This is a genomic window from Conchiformibius steedae (assembly GCF_014054725.1).
GTDB classification, from domain to species: domain Bacteria; phylum Pseudomonadota; class Gammaproteobacteria; order Burkholderiales; family Neisseriaceae; genus Conchiformibius; species Conchiformibius steedae.
Map to the genome: position 1 here is coordinate 698833 of NZ_CP059563.1, position 18783 is coordinate 717615.

The 18783-nt window shown below is 47.2% G+C and carries 17 protein-coding genes; 16 read left to right on the plus strand and 1 reads right to left on the minus strand.

The features are described from left to right. The first annotated feature begins 106 nt into the window (after nucleotides 1–106). The 6 genes from gyrA to H3L98_RS03920 all read left to right on the plus strand — a co-directional run bounded on the left by gyrA (nucleotide 107) and on the right by H3L98_RS03920 (nucleotide 10102). The gene (gene gyrA / locus H3L98_RS03895; protein WP_027022563.1) at nucleotides 107–2812 is read left to right on the plus strand and encodes a DNA gyrase subunit A; all 2706 of its coding nucleotides are present in this window, start codon (nucleotides 107–109) and stop codon (nucleotides 2810–2812) included. Nucleotides 2813–2958: 146 nt separating this feature from the next. Continuing rightward, nucleotides 2959–3582 carry an outer membrane lipoprotein periplasmic chaperone LolA gene (gene lolA / locus H3L98_RS03900; protein ID WP_156932345.1) on the plus strand — a complete coding sequence of 208 codons (624 nt, stop codon included), beginning with the start codon at nucleotides 2959–2961 and terminating at the stop codon, nucleotides 3580–3582. 132 nt (nucleotides 3583–3714) lie between these two features. Continuing rightward, a complete protein-coding gene (locus H3L98_RS03905; protein WP_156932340.1) occupies nucleotides 3715–5250 on the plus strand; it encodes a type I restriction-modification system subunit M in 1536 nt (511 codons plus the stop codon). Then, on the plus strand, nucleotides 5247–6425 hold the full coding sequence (locus H3L98_RS03910) for a restriction endonuclease subunit S (RefSeq protein WP_027022560.1): 1179 nt from the start codon (nucleotides 5247–5249) through the stop codon (nucleotides 6423–6425). Before H3L98_RS03905 ends, H3L98_RS03910 begins: the two co-directional genes overlap by 4 nt. A 116-nt stretch (nucleotides 6426–6541) precedes the next feature. Further along, nucleotides 6542–9625, plus strand: coding sequence for a type I restriction endonuclease subunit R (locus H3L98_RS03915; protein WP_027022559.1), 3084 nt, complete (start codon nucleotides 6542–6544; stop codon nucleotides 9623–9625). Between the two features lie 138 nt (nucleotides 9626–9763). Then, a complete protein-coding gene (locus tag H3L98_RS03920) occupies nucleotides 9764–10102 on the plus strand; it encodes a hypothetical protein (RefSeq protein WP_027022558.1) in 339 nt (112 codons plus the stop codon). A 54-nt stretch (nucleotides 10103–10156) separates the two neighbouring features. Here H3L98_RS03920 and tmk read toward each other — a convergent pair whose 3' ends face one another. Beyond that, the gene (tmk, locus tag H3L98_RS03925) at nucleotides 10157–10777 is read right to left on the minus strand and encodes a dTMP kinase (RefSeq protein WP_027022557.1); all 621 of its coding nucleotides are present in this window, start codon (nucleotides 10775–10777) and stop codon (nucleotides 10157–10159) included. Between the two features lie 80 nt (nucleotides 10778–10857). Between tmk and H3L98_RS03930 the strand changes: the two genes are divergently transcribed. The 10 genes from H3L98_RS03930 (at nucleotide 10858) to H3L98_RS03975 (ending at nucleotide 18404) form a co-directional block, all read left to right on the plus strand. Continuing rightward, nucleotides 10858–11478, plus strand: coding sequence for an L-threonylcarbamoyladenylate synthase (locus H3L98_RS03930; RefSeq protein ID WP_027022556.1), 621 nt, complete (start codon nucleotides 10858–10860; stop codon nucleotides 11476–11478). A 45-nt stretch (nucleotides 11479–11523) separates the two neighbouring features. Further along, nucleotides 11524–12000, plus strand: a complete 477-nt coding sequence (locus tag H3L98_RS03935; RefSeq protein WP_051532141.1) for a copper chaperone PCu(A)C — start codon at nucleotides 11524–11526, stop codon at nucleotides 11998–12000. A 123-nt stretch (nucleotides 12001–12123) separates the two neighbouring features. Further along, on the plus strand, nucleotides 12124–13779 hold the full coding sequence (locus H3L98_RS03940) for an ABC transporter substrate-binding protein (protein WP_027022555.1): 1656 nt from the start codon (nucleotides 12124–12126) through the stop codon (nucleotides 13777–13779). Between the two features lie 77 nt (nucleotides 13780–13856). Next, complete coding sequence (gene oppB, locus H3L98_RS03945; protein WP_027022554.1) at nucleotides 13857–14777, plus strand: oligopeptide ABC transporter permease OppB; 921 nt, start codon at nucleotides 13857–13859, stop codon at nucleotides 14775–14777. A gap of 77 nt (nucleotides 14778–14854) precedes the next feature. Next, complete coding sequence (locus H3L98_RS03950) at nucleotides 14855–16180, plus strand: M16 family metallopeptidase (RefSeq protein WP_034333825.1); 1326 nt, start codon at nucleotides 14855–14857, stop codon at nucleotides 16178–16180. Between the two features lie 28 nt (nucleotides 16181–16208). Beyond that, nucleotides 16209–16751: a CreA family protein gene (locus H3L98_RS03955; protein WP_027022552.1), complete on the plus strand. Its 543-nt coding sequence runs from the start codon at nucleotides 16209–16211 to the stop codon at nucleotides 16749–16751. Beyond that, nucleotides 16748–17134 (plus strand): phosphoribosyl-AMP cyclohydrolase, encoded by a 387-nt coding sequence (gene hisI / locus H3L98_RS03960; RefSeq protein ID WP_027022551.1) that lies wholly within the window; start codon nucleotides 16748–16750, stop codon nucleotides 17132–17134. Before H3L98_RS03955 ends, hisI begins: the two co-directional genes overlap by 4 nt. Nucleotides 17135–17150: 16 nt before the next feature. Next, the gene (locus H3L98_RS03965; protein WP_027022550.1) at nucleotides 17151–17477 is read left to right on the plus strand and encodes a phosphoribosyl-ATP diphosphatase; all 327 of its coding nucleotides are present in this window, start codon (nucleotides 17151–17153) and stop codon (nucleotides 17475–17477) included. Next, nucleotides 17467–17637, plus strand: a complete 171-nt coding sequence (locus H3L98_RS03970; protein WP_156932339.1) for a hypothetical protein — start codon at nucleotides 17467–17469, stop codon at nucleotides 17635–17637. The genes H3L98_RS03965 and H3L98_RS03970 overlap by 11 nt, the downstream gene beginning before the upstream one ends. Beyond that, entirely contained in the window at nucleotides 17634–18404 is a 771-nt protein-coding gene (locus tag H3L98_RS03975) for a glycosyltransferase family 2 protein (protein WP_034333858.1), read from the plus strand. Before H3L98_RS03970 ends, H3L98_RS03975 begins: the two co-directional genes overlap by 4 nt. Nucleotides 18405–18783: the final 379 nt, after the last annotated feature.

An 18783-nucleotide genomic window follows, 5' to 3' on the forward strand; every position in this document is an offset into this window, starting at 1 on the left:
CCGCACAAATGGGTAATTATCCCGTTTGTGCGGTATTTTGTTGCGCCGCCGATGGGGGGAATCGTGGTAAAATACCCCGTTTTTTTAAACTGTTTCGGAATTTGCCATGAGCAGCGTACACGACCATCAATTCGCTAAAGAAACCATTGCCGTCAGCCTTGAAGACGAAATGCGCCAGTCCTATTTGGACTATGCCATGAGCGTGATTGTCGGACGTGCGCTGCCCGATGTGCGCGACGGTTTAAAACCTGTGCATCGGCGTGTGTTGTATGCCATGCACGAACTGAAAAACAACTGGAACAGCGCCTATAAAAAATCCGCGCGTGTGGTCGGCGATGTGATTGGTAAATACCACCCCCACGGCGATACCGCTGTGTACGATACCATTGTGCGCATGGCGCAGGATTTTTCGCTGCGCTATATGCTGGTGGACGGGCAGGGTAACTTTGGCTCGGTAGATGGCGACGGCGCGGCGGCGATGCGTTACACCGAAATCCGTATGGCAAAAATCGCCCACGAAATGTTAGCCGATATTGGCGAAGACACGGTGGATTTTGTGGATAATTATGACGGTTCCGAACAAGAACCGCATATTCTGCCTGCGCGTATTCCCAGCTTGTTGATTAACGGTTCGGCAGGCATTGCCGTGGGCATGGCAACCAATATTCCCCCGCATAATCTGAATGATACCGTTGATGCCTGCTTAAAACTGCTGGACGACCCCGAAACCGATATTCAAACCCTGATTGACATCATCAAAGCCCCCGATTTTCCTACAGGCGCAACCATTTACGGCTTAAGCGGCGTACATGCAGGTTATCGCAGCGGGCGCGGGCGTGTGGTGATGCGCGCCAAAACCCATATTGAACCAATTGGCAAAAACGGCGAGCGCGAAGCCATTATCGTGGACGAAATCCCCTATCAGGTAAATAAAGCCAAGCTGGTGGAAAAAATCGGCGAATTGGTGCGCGAAAAAGTCGTAGAAGGCATTGCCGAATTGCGCGACGAATCCGATAAATCGGGTATGCGTATTGTGATTGAGCTGAAGCGCAATGAAAACAGCGAAGTCGTATTAAATCAACTGTATAAGCTGACCCAGCTGCAAGACAGTTTTGGCATCAATATGGTAGCGCTGGTGGACGGACAGCCGCGCCTGTTGAATTTAAAACAGATTTTAAGCGAATTTCTGCGCCATCGCCGCGAAGTGCTGACCCGCCGTACCCTGTTCCGCCTGAAAAAAGCGCGTGCCGAAGGGCATATCGCCGAGGGTAAAGCTGTTGCCCTGTCCAATATTGATGAAATGATTGCGCTGATTAAAGCCTCTGCCGATGCCGATGCTGCGCGTGAAGCATTGTTGGCGCGGGCGTGGTCGTCTGAATTGGTCAGCACGATGCTGTCGCGCAGCGGTGTGGATTTGAGTATGGCACGTCCTGATGACTTGCCCGAACATTGCGGTTTGCAGACAGACGGTTACCGTTTGAGCGAAGAGCAGGCGCGCGCCATTTTGCGGATGAGCCTGCGTAATCTGACGGGTTTGGACCAAGACGAAATTGTGCGCGAATACAAAAATATTATGGCACAAATTATTGACTTGCTGGATATTTTGGCGAAACCTGAACGCATCCGTGAGATGATGGGCGAAGAGCTGGAAGCAGTTAAAACCCAGTTTGGCGATGAACGCCGCAGCGAAATCAATCCTTTTGGCGGCGGCGATATTGCCGATGAAGACCTGATTCCGCCGCGTGATATGGTGGTGACGCTGACCCACGGCGGCTACATCAAAACCCAGCCCACCAGCGATTATCAGGCACAACGGCGCGGTGGTCGCGGCAAACAGGCTGCTGCCACCAAAGACGAAGATTTTATTGAAACTTTATTTGTCGCCAATACCCATGATTACCTGATGTGCTTTACCAATTTCGGGCGTTGCCATTGGATTAAGGTCTATCGTCTGCCCGAAGGCGGACGGCAGTCGCGCGGTCGTCCGATTAATAATGTGATTCACTTGGACGAGGGCGAAAAAGTAAGCGCGATTTTGGCGGTGCGCGATTTCCCCGAAGACGAATATGTGTTCTTTGCTACCGCGCAGGGCATGGTGAAAAAAGTGCAGTTGTCCGCCTTTAAAAACGTGCGCCGTGACGGAATCAAGGCCATTGCCCTGAAAGACGGCGACAGCTTGGTGGGCGTGGCGAAAACGTCGGGGCAGGACGATATTATGCTGTTTTCCAATTTGGGCAAGGCGATACGCTTTAACGAATATTGGGAAAAATCGGGTAGCGATGATGAAGTGGAAAATGAAGATTCCGCTAATTTGTCTGAAACTGAAGAAGAAAGTGCCGATACCCCGAAAGCCAACGGCGTGCGCCCGAGCGGACGCGGCAGCGGCGGTTTGCGTGGTATGCGTTTGCCTGAAAATGGGCGTATTGTGAGTTTGCTGGTGTCTGCACCCGATACGCCACAGCAGGTTTTAACCGCCACCGCCAACGGCTACGGCAAGCGCACGCCGTTTGCCGATTACAGCCGCAAAGGCAAAGGCGGGCAGGGCGTCATCGCCATTGATACGGGCGAGCGCAACGGCGAATTGGTCGCTGCCACGCTGGTGTGCGAAAGTGATGATGTGATGCTGATTACATCGGGTGGCGTGTTAATCCGCACCAAAGTGGAACAAATCCGCGAAACAGGACGTGCTGCTGCTGGCGTGAAACTGATGAATTTGGACGAAGGCGAAACCTTGGTTAGCTTGGAGCGTGTGGCGGAAGAAGCCGATGAAGACGTGACACAAGTGTCACAGACTGACACACACACGAATTAAAGTTCGGTTAAGTTTTTGCACGGTTTTTCTTTGAAATAAAAAACTTGTGATTTAATAAACCTTTACATGGGCGCTGTGGTCTTTTCAGCGGCGTGGCAAATATGTTACGGTGTAACATGTTTATCAACCACGTTAGGAGTAAAATGATGAAAACTTACCGTAAAGCAAGTGCTTGGCTGGCAGCGTGTGCTGTGTCTTTGTGTGCTGCGGCTGCACACGCGGGCGCGATTGACGATTTGAAACGCTTTAATAGCGATACCGATGGCTTGAGTGGCGGTTTTAGCCAAACCGTTAAATCCAAAAAGAAAAACCAAAGCAGTTCAGGTTCGTTTCAAATTCTGCGCCCTGGTTTGTTCAAATGGGATTACACCAAACCCTACCGTCAAACCATTGTGGGTGATGGCAAAACCATTTGGTTGTACGACCAAGATTTGAAACAGGTAACCAAATCTGACCAAGACCAAACCATCGGCGACAGTCCTGCGGCGATTTTGTCCAATAAATCTGCTTTGGAAAGCAGCTATTCGCTGAAAGAAGACGGCAGTGCAGGCGGAATCGATTATGTGCTTGCCACGCCGAAGAAAAACAATGCGGGCTATCAGTTTATCCGCATTGGTTTTAAAGGCGGACAACTGGCGGCGATGGAATTGAAAGACGGTTTCGGCAACCAAACCTCCATCCGTTTTCATGGCATCAATACCAAGCCCAATTTGTCTAAAGGCACGTTTAAATTTGTTCCGCCCAAAGGTGTGGATGTGTTGAGCCAATAAAGGCTATACATTTGGGCGTTGTCGTTTTGTTTTGTCTTTATTTTTATCAACTGTAGATTCACCAACAGGGGAAAGTGTTTATTTAACTTTTCCCCTAATGATTAATAAAATTTATTTTTAGAGTTACTTATCATGACGAGCCAACAGCAAAAAGCCGAACTTCACCGCCGCATTTGGCAGATTGCCAACGACGTGCGCGGCGCAGTAGACGGCTGGGATTTTAAACAATACGTTTTGGGCGCATTGTTTTACCGCTTTATCAGCGAAAACTTTTCCCGTTTTGTAGAAGACGGCAGCTTCCGTTATGCCCAATTACCCGACAACAACATCGCCCCCGAAATCAAAGACGACTTAACCAAAAGCAAAGGCTACTTTATCTACCCCAGCCAATTATTTGAAAACATTGTTAAAACAGCTAACACCAACGACAACCTAAACACCGATTTGGCAAATATTTTTCAAGCCATTGAATCTTCTGCCAACGGCTACCCGTCCGAACACGACATCAAAGGCTTGTTTGCCGATTTTGACATTACCAGCAGCCGCTTGGGCAATACCGTTGCCGACAAAAACAAACGCCTTGCCGCCGTATTAACAGGCGTAGCAGAACTGGATTTCGGCAGCTTTGAAAACAATCAAATTGACCTGTTTGGCGATGCCTACGAATTTCTGATTTCCAACTACGCCGCCAATGCAGGCAAATCAGGCGGAGAATTTTTTACCCCGCAAAACGTATCCAAACTGATTGCCAAACTGGCCCTACACGGACAAAGCAGTGTCAATAAAATCTACGACCCCGCTTGCGGTTCAGGCAGCCTGCTGCTACAAGCCCAAAAGCAATTTGACCAACACATTATTGAAGAAGGTTTTTTCGGGCAAGAAATTAACCACACCACCTACAACCTTGCCCGCATGAATATGTTTTTGCACAACATCAACTACGACAAATTCAATATTCAACTGGGCGACACCCTGCTCAAACCCCAGCTTAAAAACGACAAACCGTTTGATGCCATCGTTTCCAATCCCCCTTATTCCGTTAAATGGGTAGGTTCGGACGACCCCACCCTAATCAACGATGAACGCTTTGCCCCCGCAGGCGTGCTTGCGCCCAAATCCAAAGCCGATTTTGCCTTTATTTTGCACGCGCTTAACTACCTATCGTCAAAAGGACGCGCAGCCATTGTTACCTTCCCCGGTATTTTCTACCGTGGCGGCGCAGAGCAGAAAATCCGTCAATATCTGGTGGACAACAACTACATTGAAACCGTGATTGCCCTTGCCCCCAATCTGTTTTACGGCACCAGCATTGCCGTGAATATTTTGGTATTGTCCAAACACAAAAGTGATAACCGCATTCAATTTATTGATGCCAGCAAATGGTTTAAAAAAGAAACCAACAACAATGTTTTAACCGAAGAACATATTGAACAAATCGTAAACTGCTTTGCCGACAAGCAAGACATTGCCCATATTGCCAAATCGGTGGCGCACAACGACATTAAAGCCAATGATTACAATCTTGCCGTCAGTTCCTATGTAGAAGCGGAAGACACTCGCGAAATCATTGATATTGAACAACTTAACCAAGACATTAGCCAAACCGTTGCCCGTATTGCACAATTACGCAACGAAATTGATGCCGTGATTGCGGAGATTAGCGCATGATAAATTATTTAGAAAAACTGCTGGATGGGCAGACAGTGGAATGGAAAGCGCTTGGGGAAATTGCCATCATTAAAACAGGGCAGGCAATTAGCAAGCAGAAAATTTCTGATAATGTTGGAGATTATCCTGTTATCAATAGTGGTCGTGAGCCGTTAGGCTATATCAATGAGTGGAATACTGAAAATGACCCTATTGGCATTACAACTCGTGGAGCTGGTGTGGGTTCTGTTACTTGGCAAGATGGTAAATATTTCCGTGGAAATCTTAACTATTCGGTGACCATTAAGAATCAAGCTGAGGTAAATGTAAGGTTTCTGTATCACACTTTACTTTATTCACAAAGTGAAATACATGGTTTATGTACTTTTACGGGGATTCCAGCCTTAAATGCCAGTGAGCTAAAGACTTTAGAAATCCCAATCCCACCCTTATCCGTACAAAAAGAAATTGTAAAAATACTTGACAAAATGACAGAGCTGGAAGCTACGCTGGAAGCTACGCTGGAAGCTGAACTTACCCTGCGTAACAAACAATATCACTACTATCGTGATAAATTGCTATCTGAAAATGAATTGGCAAAAGTTGGGTTTGAATGGAAAAGTTTGAATGATATAACATTTCCGACAAAAAATATTAAATGGAAAAGCCAAGATGGTATATTTAAGTATATTGATTTAACTTCCGTAGATTTAAAAAATAATTCAATCACGAAAACTACGGATATTGATGTAGATAATGCGCCGAGCCGAGCTCAAAAACTTGTTGCAACTGATGATATTATCTTTGCAACAACACGACCAACGCAAATGCGTGTAGCTATTATCCCTCAAGAATTTGATGGTCAAATAGCAAGTACAGGTTATTGCATTTTAAGGGCAAATAAAATGCAAGTTTTGCCCAAATGGATTTATTTTAATTTATCCCATATATTATTTAAAGAATATTTGGAAGAGAATCAAAGTGGTTCTGCTTATCCCGCTATTTCGGATAGTAAATTAAAAGAGTTTCAAATCCCTGTCCCACCGCTTGCTCATCAAGCCAAAATCGTTGCCATTTTGGATAAATTTGACACCCTTACCCAATCCATCAGTGAAGGTTTGCCGCGTGAAATCGCGCTGCGCCGCAAGCAATACGAATATTACCGCGAGCAGTTGTTAAGTTTTCCCAAATCATAGCAGGTAGGTTGGGTTGAGGCGAAGCCGTAACCCAACGTGTTTTGTTGGGTTTACACTGCGCTTCAACCCAACCTACTGGTTAGTTTAATTTATTTTCCCATTAGACAGGATGAACCATGTTGGAAACCACCCCCGTCGCCGAAACCAATCAATTTATTGTTTTGGATAAATACGAAAAAATTGAGCAATCAGGCAGCTATCAAAGCGAAAACGATTTGGAGCATGAGCTGATTGCCGATTTGCAAAACCAAGGCTATGAATACCGCCGCGATTTAAATACCCAAGCCAAGCTGTTGGATAATCTGCGCGAGCAAATTCAAGCTTTAAATAAAGTGGCGTTTTCTGATGGGGAGTGGCAGCGTTTTTTAGATGAATACCTAAATAAACCAAGCGATACGCTGATTGATAAAACCCGCAAAATTCATCATGATTACATTTGTGATTTTGTGTTTGACAGCGGGCGCATTCAAAATATCGCCCTGCTGGACAAAACCCGTCTTGCCAATAATAAATTACAAATAATCAATCAGTTTGAACAAACCGGCAAACATGCCAACCGCTATGATGTAACGGTGTTGGTAAACGGTTTGCCTTTGGTGCAAATTGAGTTGAAGCGGCGCGGTGTGGCAATTCGGGAAGCGTTTAACCAAATCCACCGCTACAGCAAAGAAAGTTTTAACAGCGAATATTCTTTATTTAAGTATCTGCAAATTTTTGTGATTAGCAACGGTACGGATACCCGCTATTTTGCCAATACCACGCAAAGAAATAAAAACAGCTTTGATTTTACAATGCAGTGGGCAAGGTCAGACAATACGGTTATTAAAGATTTAAAGGATTTTACGGCAACGTTTTTTGATAAAAATACCTTGCTGAATGTGTTGGCTCATTATTGTGTGTTTGATGTCAGTAATACGCTGCTGATTATGCGCCCGTATCAAATCGCTGCTACGGAGCGTATTTTGCGAAAAATAAACAGTTCGTATCAGGCGCAAAATTGGAGCAACAGCGAAAGCGGCGGTTATATCTGGCATACCACAGGTTCGGGCAAAACGCTGACCAGCTTTAAGGCAGCGCAGTTGGCAACGCAATTGCCCTTTATTGATAAGGTCTTTTTTGTGGTGGACAGAAAAGACTTGGATTATCAAACCATGAAGGAATATCAGCGTTTCAGCCCCGACAGCGTAAACGGTTCGGACAGTACCGCAGGTTTAAAACGCAATATTGAACAAGACGATAATCGGATTATCGTTACCACCATTCAGAAGCTGAATAATCTGATGAAATCAGAAGACAAACTGGCGGTTTATCAACGGCAGGTAGTGTTTATTTTTGACGAATGCCACCGCAGCCAGTTTGGAGAAGCGCAAAAAAACCTAAAACGGAAATTTAAAAAGTATTATCAGTTTGGGTTTACGGGTACGCCGATTTTTCCTGAAAATGCGTTGGGTGCAGAAACCACGCAAAGCGTGTTCGGACGCGAATTGCACACTTATGTGATTACCGATGCGATTCGTGATGAAAAGGTATTGAAGTTTAAGGTGGATTATAACGATGTGCGTCCGCAGTTCAAATCTTTTGAAACCGAAAAGGATTTGGAAAAACTGTCTGCCCACGAAACCAAGCAGGCGTTTTTACACCCCGAACGTATCCGCGAAATCAGCCGTTATATTTTGGATAATTTTAAATACAAAACCCACCGCACCAGCGCAACGGGCAAGGGCTTTAATGCCATGTTTGCCGTCAGCAGCGTGGATGCTGCCAAAGCGTATTATGAAGCGTTTAAACAGTTGCAGCAGGGCGCAGACAAGCCGCTGAAAGTGGCAACGATTTTTTCGTTTGCCGCCAATGAAACACAAGATGCCGTTGGCGATATTACCGATGAAGGCTTTGAAACCACGGCTTTAAACAGCAGTGCCAAAGAGTTTTTACAGGCAGCTATCGGCGACTATAACCGTTATTTCAGTACCAATTACAGTGTAGACAGCAAGGAATTTCAAAATTACTACCGCGATTTAAGCCTACGGGTAAAAAATCAGGAAGTGGATTTGCTGATTGTGGTGGGGATGTTTTTAACGGGATTTGATGCGCCTGCCTTAAATACGCTGTTTGTGGATAAAAATTTGCGCTATCACGGTTTGATACAGGCGTTTTCGCGCACCAACCGCATTTATGATGCGACCAAAGCGTTTGGCAATATCGTTACTTTCCGCGATTTGGAGCAGGCAACCATTGACGCCATTACCCTGTTTGGCAAAGCCAGTACACGGCAGCAAATTTTGCAAACCAGCTATTCGGAGCAGTTGCACGGCTCGCAGGAGGATAATAAACGCGGGTATATTGAAATTGTGCGCGAATTGCAGGAACAATTTCCCCAGCCTGATGCCATTACGACCGATGCCGATAAAAAAGCGTTTGTGAAACTGTTTGGCGAATATTTGCGGGCGGAAAATATCTTAAAAAACTATGATGAATTTACTGTATTACAAGCCTATCAGGCAATTGACGGCAGCGATGCCCAAGCAGTTAAGCAGTTTCAGGAACAGCACCATTTAACTGATGAGGAAATGGCAAGGGTTCAAACCACGCCTGTTTTATCGGAGCGTACTTTACAAGACAGCCGTTCTACTTATAACGATATCCGCGATTGGCTGCGCCAGCAGCAAGACAGCCAATCACGGGAAAAAAGCGGGATTGATTGGAGTGATGTGGTTTTTGAAGTGGAGCTTTTAAAATCACAGGAAATCAATTTGGATTTTATTTTGGAGCTGATTTTTGATTACAACAAAAAGCATCAGAATAAAACCGCGCTTGCCGAAGAAATCCGCCGCACCGTTCGTGCCAGCATCAGCAACCGCGCTAAAGAAAGCCTGATTATGGATTTTATCGGGCAAACCGATTTGGATGCGCTTGAAGATAAAGCGACCTTGATTGATAATTTTTATGTTTTTGCTCAAGGCGAACAACGCAAGGAAGCGGAAGCGTTGATTAACGATGAAAAACTGAATACCGAAGCGGCAAAACGTTATCTGACCGTGTCGCTCAAGCGCGAATACGCCAGCGAAAACGGTACGCAGTTACATGATATTTTGCCGAAAATCAGTCCGCTCAATCCGCAGTATTTGGGTTTAAAACAAAAGGTGTTTCAAAAAATTTCGGCGTTTGTGGAGAAATTTAAGGGAATTGGTGGCAGGATTTAGTTTGCAGAGTGAAGTTATACCCTAACCCGTTAGGCTATAACAAAACAAAAAATCAATTAAATCAAAAAGTTATTGACATGACTGATTGGTGTGGTTAAGATGACGTTTCTTGATTAAACACACTTTAGGAGCAGCATCATGAGCCATTGCGACACCCATCAAAACCACGAGCACGTTCACGGCGAAGGCTGCGGACACACCGCCATCCGCCACGGCGACCATGTGGATTATCTGCACGACGGTCATTTACACCACGCACACAACGGTCATTACGATGAACACCGTTTGGATGTAAACGACACCAATCCCGATGGTTGCCATCCTGTGCATGATTGTGCGGGACATGTTCACGGCGAAGGCTGCGGACACGAAGCCATACCGCACGGCGACCATGTGGATTACATCGTAAACGGTCGTTTGCACCACCAGCACGGCGACCATTGTGATGACCATGGTCCTGTGGAAGTGGTAAAGTAATCAATTGAATAAAATTAACGGACGGAAAATTTTTTCCGTCCGTTTTTTTATGGTTTAAGCGGCAAACAGTTTATCCAACACGGCTTCTATCTCGTTGCGGACAAGGGCTTTGTCGCGGCTGCTGTCGATAATGGCGTAGCGTTCGGGGGCAGCGGCGGCGCGTTGCAGATAGCTTTGGCGCACGGCATGGAAAAATTGGGGGGATTCGCGCTCAAAACGGTCTTTGTCGCGGCTTTGTTCAAGGCGTTGTTGGGACAGGTCTATCGGAATATCCAGCAGAATGGTTAAATCGGGACGGAAATTGCCTTGTACCCATTGTTCTAATAGGGCGATGTCGTCAGCAGGCACGCCGCGTCCGCCGCCTTGGTAGGCAAATGTGGCATCGGTAAAACGGTCGCAGACAATATGTGTGCCTGTTGCCAGCGTGGGCAGAATCACGTCTTGCAAATGCTGTTGGCGGGCGGCGAACATCAATAGGGTTTCAGTGCGGATATGGGCGTGGGTATTAGGGTCAAGCAGCAGTTGGCGCAGGTTTTCGCCTAGGGGCGTGCCACCCGGTTCACGGGTAAAACGCACGGGCAGTTTTTGGCGTTCAAACCATTGGCGGATAACGTCTAATTGGGTGGTTTTTCCTGCGCCGTCAATGCCGTCTAAAGTAATGAATTTGGCGTTCATGGGGATTCCTTTGCTGATTTAGGGTGTGTTGTGTGGGGGATTGTTCGGTATGATACGGTTTTTTGCACAGGAAACCGATTATGGCACAATTTTTCGCCATTCATCCCGATAATCCGCAAGAACGTTTGATTAAACAAGCGGTGAATATGATTCACAATGGCGGCGTGGTGGTGTATCCCACTGATTCGTGTTATGCCTTGGGCTGCGAATTGGGAAATAAAGACGCGATGGAACGGATTTTACGCATTCGCGGTATAGACCAAAAACACCATTTGACTTTAATGTGCGCTGATTTGGCGGAGTTGGGAACGTATGCCAAGGTGGATAATGTGGCGTTCCGCTTGTTGAAAGCGCTTACCCCCGGTAGTTATACCTTTATTTTGCCTGCAACCAAAGAAGTCCCCAACCGCACCTTGCACCCCAAACGCAAAACCATTGGTTTGCGTGTGCCTGATAATGCGGTGGCATTGGCACTGTTGCGTGAATTGGGTGCGCCCATGTTGTCGTGTACGCTGATGTTGCCCGAAGATGACGAACCGCCAACCGACCCTTACGAAATCCGCGACCGTTTGGAACACAGCGTGGATTTGGTGATAGATGGCGGCTGGTGTGGCACAGACCCCACCACCGTGGTGGACATGACAGATGGCATTGAACTGATACGCGCAGGCAAGGGCGATGTGTCGCGCTTGGGTTTGTAATACAATCGCCGTTTTTAGTTGCTACACAAGAAAGGAAAGACCGATATGTTCAAACCCGTATTGTGCGCGTTGCTGCTGTGTGCTGCGCCTGCGTATGCTGTTTCCCCAGCCAAAGCCAACACGCAAGATGTGCGCGTAAGCGATGCTTATGCGCGTCCTACGGTGGCAGGACAGAGTCAGGGTGGAGCGTTTTTGCGCCTGCATAATCCCAGTACACGCGCCCAAACTTTGCTGTCTGCCGAAACCCCGATTGCGGCGCGTACCGAGCTGCACACCCATATCCATGAAAATGGCGTAATGAAAATGCGCCAAATCAAAGGCATCCGCATTCCTGCGCAAGGCACGGTGGTGCTGGAACCGGGTGGCTTGCACCTGATGTTTTTTGATTTGAAACACACGCTGGAAGTGGGAAAAAGTTTCCCTGTGAAGCTGAAGTTTGATACAGGGCGCAGCCAAACCGTTACCGTAACCGTACGTCCTTTGGAAAAAAACAAAACACAAGGGCATCACCACCATCATTAAGCAGCAATAGGGCAGACGGACATCTTCCGTTTGCCCTTTTTTTGTAAAGCAGCTTGACACAATCGTTAAATTTCTTAAAGATTATGCTGTCTTTTTCTGTTAAACCTTAAAAAGGATTTTACCATGCACATCAAACCTACCCCTGCTTTTTTGCTGTTGGCAACCGTATTGGGCTTGGCTGCCTGCGGCGGCGGTAATCAAAACACGCAAACCCCTGCTGCTTCCGGCAACGCCGCTACCAGCAATCCTGCTGACAAACAAGAAATTACCATTAACAATGGCGCAGAACCCGAATCGCTTGACCCGCATAAAATTGGTGGCGTACCTGAATCCAATCTGTTGCGCCAAATGTTGGTGGGTTTGACCACCACCGATAATGATGGCAAAACCATTCCGGGTATCGCCGAAAAATGGGAAAGTGCCGACAATAAAGTGTGGACCTTTCACCTGCGCGATGCCAAATGGAGCAATGGCGACCCCGTTACCGCCGAAGATTTTGTCTATTCCATGCGCCGTTTGACCGACCCCGCCACCGCTTCGCCATATTCCAGCTATTTGGCAGATGTGGGCGTGGTGAATGCGCAAGAAGTGATGGACGGTAAAGCCAAGCCCGACACCTTGGGTGTAAAAGCCATTGATGCCAAAACCCTTGAAATTACCTTAAAAGAGCCTGCGCCTTTCTTCCCTGATACGTTGATTCACTCATCTGTGAAGCCCGTGCATAAAGCCACCGTAGAAAAACACGGCGACAAATGGACACAGCCTGAAAACTTTGTCGGCAACGGCGCGTATCTGCCTAAATCATGGACGGTAAACGACCGCATTGTTTTGGAACGCAATCCGCAGTATTACGATGATGCCAACACCAAAATCAACCGCGTAACGTTCTTGGCGATTACCCAAGCCACCACCGATATGGACCGCTTTAAAGCAGGCGAAGTAGATGTTACTTATAATGATGTGCCTAATCAGCAGTTTAAGCAAATTAAAGCCGAAATGGGCGACCAGTTGAAAGTTTCGCCGTTTTTGTGTACCTATTATTACGAGTTTAACCACACCAAAGCACCGTTTGACAATGCCAAAGTACGCAAGGCGTTGGCATTGACTTTTGACCGTGATTTGTTTGCTGAAAAAGTGGTGGGTCGTGGCGAAACACCTGCTTATCAGTTTACCCCCACTGCCACGCAGGGCATGAACAACTTTACCCCCGAATGGAAATCGTGGGACAAAGCCAAGCGTGTAGAAGAAGCGAAAAAACTGCTTGCCGAAGCAGGTTACAGCGAGTCCAATCCTTTGAAATTTGAGCTGTTGTATAACACCAGCGAAAACCACAAAACCAATGCGGTGGCAGCGGCGCAGCTGTGGAAAGAAGCTTTGGGCTTTGTGGACGTTACCTTGAACAATCAGGAATGGAAAACCTATTTGGATACGCGCCGCAAACAAAATCATCAAATGGCGCGCGGCGGCTGGTGTGCGGATTACAACGAGGCTTCTACTTTCTTGAATACGTTTAAATCCACCAGTTCCAGCAATTACGGTAAATACAGCAGCGCGGAATTTGATGGTTTGATTGCCAAAACTTTGGGCAGCGATGTAACGCCCGAACAACGCGGCGAACTGTACAAACAGGCAGAAGCGGTGTTGGATAAAGATGCGGCAACGATTTTTGTGTATCACTATGTGTCGCCGCGTTTGGTTAAACCGTATGTGATTGGTTATTCGGCTAAAGACCCGATGGATAATTTCCAAGTGAAAAACTGGTCTATTGCACAACATTAAACGGTATGGCAGTGTGAATGCCTTGCCCTTGCGTGGGGCGGGGTGTTTGCGCTGCTTTAATTGATTAGGGGGTTTGTATGCTGAAATTGATTATACGGCGGCTACTGGAAGCCGTACCGACTTTGCTGGTGTTGATTACGGTATCGTTTTTTATGATGCGCTTGGCACCAGGTAGTCCGTTTACAGGCGAACGCAACCTGCCGCCTGCGGTGTTGGCAAATATTGAAGCCAAATACCATTTAAATGACCCGATGTGGCTACAGTATTTAAATTATTTAAAACAATTGGCGCAAGGCGATTTTGGACCATCGTTTAAATATAAAGACCATTCGGTAAACGAGCTGTTGGCGCAGGCTTTGCCCGTGTCGGTGGAAATCGGTATATATGCGTTTGTGATTGCGCTGCTGCTGGGGGTAACGTTGGGCGTGTTGGCGGCGTTGCGGCAAAACTCTGCCACCGATTACACACTGATGACGCTGGCAATGACAGGGGTCGTGATTCCCAGCTTTGTGAAAGCACCGCTGATGGTGCTGGTGTTTGCGGTAACGCTGAAATGGTTTCCCGCAGGTGGTTGGAACGGCGGCGCGTGGATGAATTTGGTGTTGCCTGTGGCGGCGTTGTCGATGGCGTATGTGGCGAGTATTTCGCGGATTATGCGCGGTTCCATGATTGAAGTGATGAACAGTCCGTTTATCCGTACGGCGCGGGCAAAAGGTTTGCCGATGCGCTATATTGTGTTCAAACACGCACTGCGTCCCGCGCTATTGCCTGTGATTTCCTATTTAGGACCTGCGTTTGTGGGGATTATCACGGGTTCCATTGTGATTGAAACCATTTTTGGCTTACCAGGTATCGGACAACTGTTTGTAAACGGCGCACTCAACCGCGATTATGGCATGGTATTAAGCCTGACCATTTTGGTGGGCGTGCTGACCATTGCGTTTAATGCGCTGGTGGACATTCTATATGCGGTAATTGACCCGAAAATCCGTTATTAAAGCGAAGGGCGCACACCGTTTTGCCCTGTGTGCGCCGAAACTGCTATACTTTCCCTTTTGTCCTTATTGGGAGAAACATGGTGCGCTATCTGCCTCAAAAACTGTTTGCTTTGCTGGTGACTGCGTGCGCGGTGGCGCAGGCTGTGGATATCCAACGCTGGAAAACCGCAGACGGCGCACAGGTGCTGTTGGTGGAACGCCGTGAACTGCCGATGGTGGATGTAGCGGTTTTGTTTAAAGGCGCGGGTTCGGCTGCCGACCCTGTAGGCAAAGACAATACCGCCAGCGCCGCCGCATCTATGCTGGTGTTGGGCAACCGCGATTGGAATGAAGAGCAGATTTCCGAAAAAATCAACGATTTGGGCGCGAGTTTGTCGGGGAGTGCCTCATCTGGTTACGCATCGTTCCGTATGCGCAGCCTCAGCCACCCCGACAAACTGCAAGCTGCCAGTGATATTTTTGCCCAATCGCTGGCTTCCCCCCGTTTTGACGCCACTATTTTGCAACGCATCAAAAACCGTGCTGCGCTGGCATTGCAGCAAAGCGAACAATATCCGGGGTTTCTCGCTTCCCGCGCCCTTGAGCGTCTGAACTATCCCGACCACCCCTATGGCAAAAGCGCATTTCAAACCGTAGAAAAAATCCAAGCTGTTCAAAGCAAGGATTTGCATGATTTTTATCGCAAACATTATGCGCGAAGCAATGCCATTATCGCCATTGTTGGCGACATCGGGCGCGAACGTGCTGCGCGTTTGGCAGATGAATTATTACAGCCGCTGCCTGCCCGCCCTGCTGCCGATACGCGCTTGCCGCCTGTGCGTGTGCGCGGTGGACAATTTGAACATCTGCCCTATCCGCACAATCAGCAGACCATTATTCAAATGGGTTTGCCCGTATTAAAAGCAGACGACCCCGATTATTTCGCCATGCTGGTGGGGAACTATATTTTAGGTGGTGGCGGTTTTGACAGCCGTTTGATGAAAGTATTGCGCGACCAACACGGTTACACCTACGGCGCAGGCAGCAGTTTGTCGCCCTATATTGAAGCAGGACCGCTGGAAATTTCCTTTGCCACCGAGCGCAAAAACGGACGCGCCGCGCTGAAAGCCGCGCAAAAAGTGCTGGCGGATTTTGTCGCACAAGGACCTAATGAAGAAGAATTAAAACAAGCAAAAGCCTATATTACAGGCAGTTTTCCGCTGCGTTTTGACACCAATGGCAAGCTGCTGGGACATTTAATCAGCGCAGCCTATTACAACCGCCCCGATAACTGGCTGGATACCTACAACAGTAAAATCAATGCCTTGGATAGTGAAACCATTAAACACGCTTGGCAAAAACACATCCGCCCCGAGCAAATGAATGTCGTAGTGGTAGGTGGTGCGAAAAAAGGCGAGTTCTAAATATTGATAAATAAAAGGAATGTTTATAATGAAAAAAATTACCCTATTGGCTGCCGTGTTATTGCTGGCAGCTTGCGGCAAAAATACCGACAAAATCGGCGAAGCCGACACCGTTTTTCACCTGCTGGGCAAAAACGACCGCATTGAAATTGAAGCCTTTGACGACCCCGATGTGAAAGGCGTGGCGTGCTATCTTTCCTATGCCAAAAAAGGTGGTTTAAAAGAAACCGTTAATTTAGAAGAAGATACCAGCTATTTTTCCGTATCCTGCGCCCAAACCGCGCCCGCGATTGAATACAACGAACAAACCGTTGCCAAGCCCAGCAAAGTGTTTAAACGCAGTGCCAGTTTTGCCTTTAAAACTATGCAGATTATCCGCTACTACGACAGCAAACGCCACACTTTCAGCTATATGGTGTACAGCGACCGCGTGATTGAAGGTTCGCCGAAAAACTCAATCAGTGCAATCTCTTGCCATAGCGGTGTGCCTGCCGATGCCCGTCGTTTGTTGGAAAACCGCCCCAACGCCAAAATTGTTGGCTCGTGCGTGGTAGAGGGCGCAGCCGCATGAATGCCGATGCCCTGATTGATGCCGTCAAATGGAATGCGGACGGTTTGGTGTGCGCTGTTGCCCAAGATTTTGAAACCAAAAAAGTTTTGATGTTGGCATGGATGAACGCCGAAGCCCTGCGCCGCACCGCCGAAACAGGTTTCGCCCACTATTACAGCCGTTCCCGCCAAGCCCAATGGAAAAAAGGCGAACAATCAGGGCATGTGCAGCAAGTACATGAAATGTATTTAGATTGTGACGGCGATGCCATTGTGATGCTGATTCGTCAGCATGGCGGCATTGCCTGCCACACAGGGCGTGAAAGTTGTTTTTACCGTGTATGGCGCAACGGTGAATGGCAGAACAACTTGCCTGTGCTGAAACCTGCTGATGAAATCTATTGATAATCAAGGAATAATAATGAGTAGCGAGATTCTGCCCGCTTTGGCGGATTTGTTAGAACAACGCAAACATGCCGATGCCCAATCGTCTTACACCGCCAAATTATTGCAAGGCAGCACCGACAAAATCCTCAAAAAAGTGATTGAAGAAGCAGGCGAAGTGCTGATGGCAGCCAAAGATGGCGACCGCGAACATCTGATTTACGAAACCGCCGATTTATGGTTTCACAGCATGGTTTTACTGGCGCAGCAGGGCATTCGTGTAGAAAGCGTGTTGGCAGAATTGGCGCGGCGGCAGGGCGTATCGGGTTTGGCGGAAAAAGCCGCACGCCAACATGCTGAATAAAATATTATTTTTTACCTTTTTTGTACTGATGGTTTACGGATTATTCCGTTTGTCGCCGCTGCGCCGCCACGCCCACGCCGTACACAGTGTGGTGGTGGTTTTAGCCAAAGTATTGTTAATCTTTGCTTTTATCCGCTTAATTATTGGAATATGGATATGACTTCGTCCGTTTTGCCTATCAGTGCCACAGTATTAACCAAAAATTCCGAACGCCATTTGGTGCGCGTACTCAATGCCTTGCGTGGTTTTGATGAAGTGGTGGTGCTGGACAACGGCTCGCAGGACAATACTTTGGCAATTGCCGGCGAATATGCCAATGTTTCTATACATCATCATGTTTTTGAAGGATTTGGCAAGCTGAAAAATCGGGCAGCGGCTCAAGCCCGCAACGGTTGGATTATGAACATCGACAGCGATGAAATCGTCAGCGATGAATTAATGCAGTCCTTGCAAAGAATTGATTTTTCAGAAATAAATAAAATTTATACCGTGTCACGTTTAAACCATTACCGTGGTCGTCCCATTCGCGGCTGCGGTTGGTATCCCGATATGGTGCCGCGCCTGTATCACCGCAGCCATACCGCATTTTCTGATGTACCTGTGCATGAACGCATTGAAATTCAAAATGATAGCCAATTAACCGCTTTATCGGGCGAATTGCTGCACTATTCTTATAACGGTGCAGGCGAACTGCTTGCCAAAATGCAGTTTTACAGTGATTTGTACGCCGAGCGTTATCGTGGCAAAAAATCCGCCACCACTGCCCAAGCCGTTGCCCATGGTGCATTTGCCTTTTTAAAAAGCTATGTTTTCAAAAAAGGTTTTTTATACGGTGGCGACGGTTGGGTGATTTCTGCTTCAGTGGCTGCCAATTCCTATTATAAATATGTTAAATTAAAAGAAGCCAACGAACAGCCCAAGCCATAAATGGGGCAAAATATGGCAAATCCCAAAAAATATGCTAGAATACGGCTATGATGCAGTTTGGGTATTGTTTTTACAGCGGGTTGTGTGGCGTAAAATGTATGAAACACGCAACATAGGCTGTGGGAACGGTATAGGTTCTTTTTGCCTGATTGGTTTGCATGGATTTGATTATTTGTTGTTTTTTTTGGATTTTGCAGCATTTGGCGCACCATCGGGCAACAAAAAAATCAAATAAAACGCAAAAATTGATTTGTTTTTTTTGGGCGAAACCTTTATATTGTTACCTGAATTGAGGCGTTTCAACCGGCGGGTTGGGGCGTTTTGAAAACCGATGCGGATTTTGCTGGTGCAAATTCGTTGTTTTGTTTCTAAATTTAAG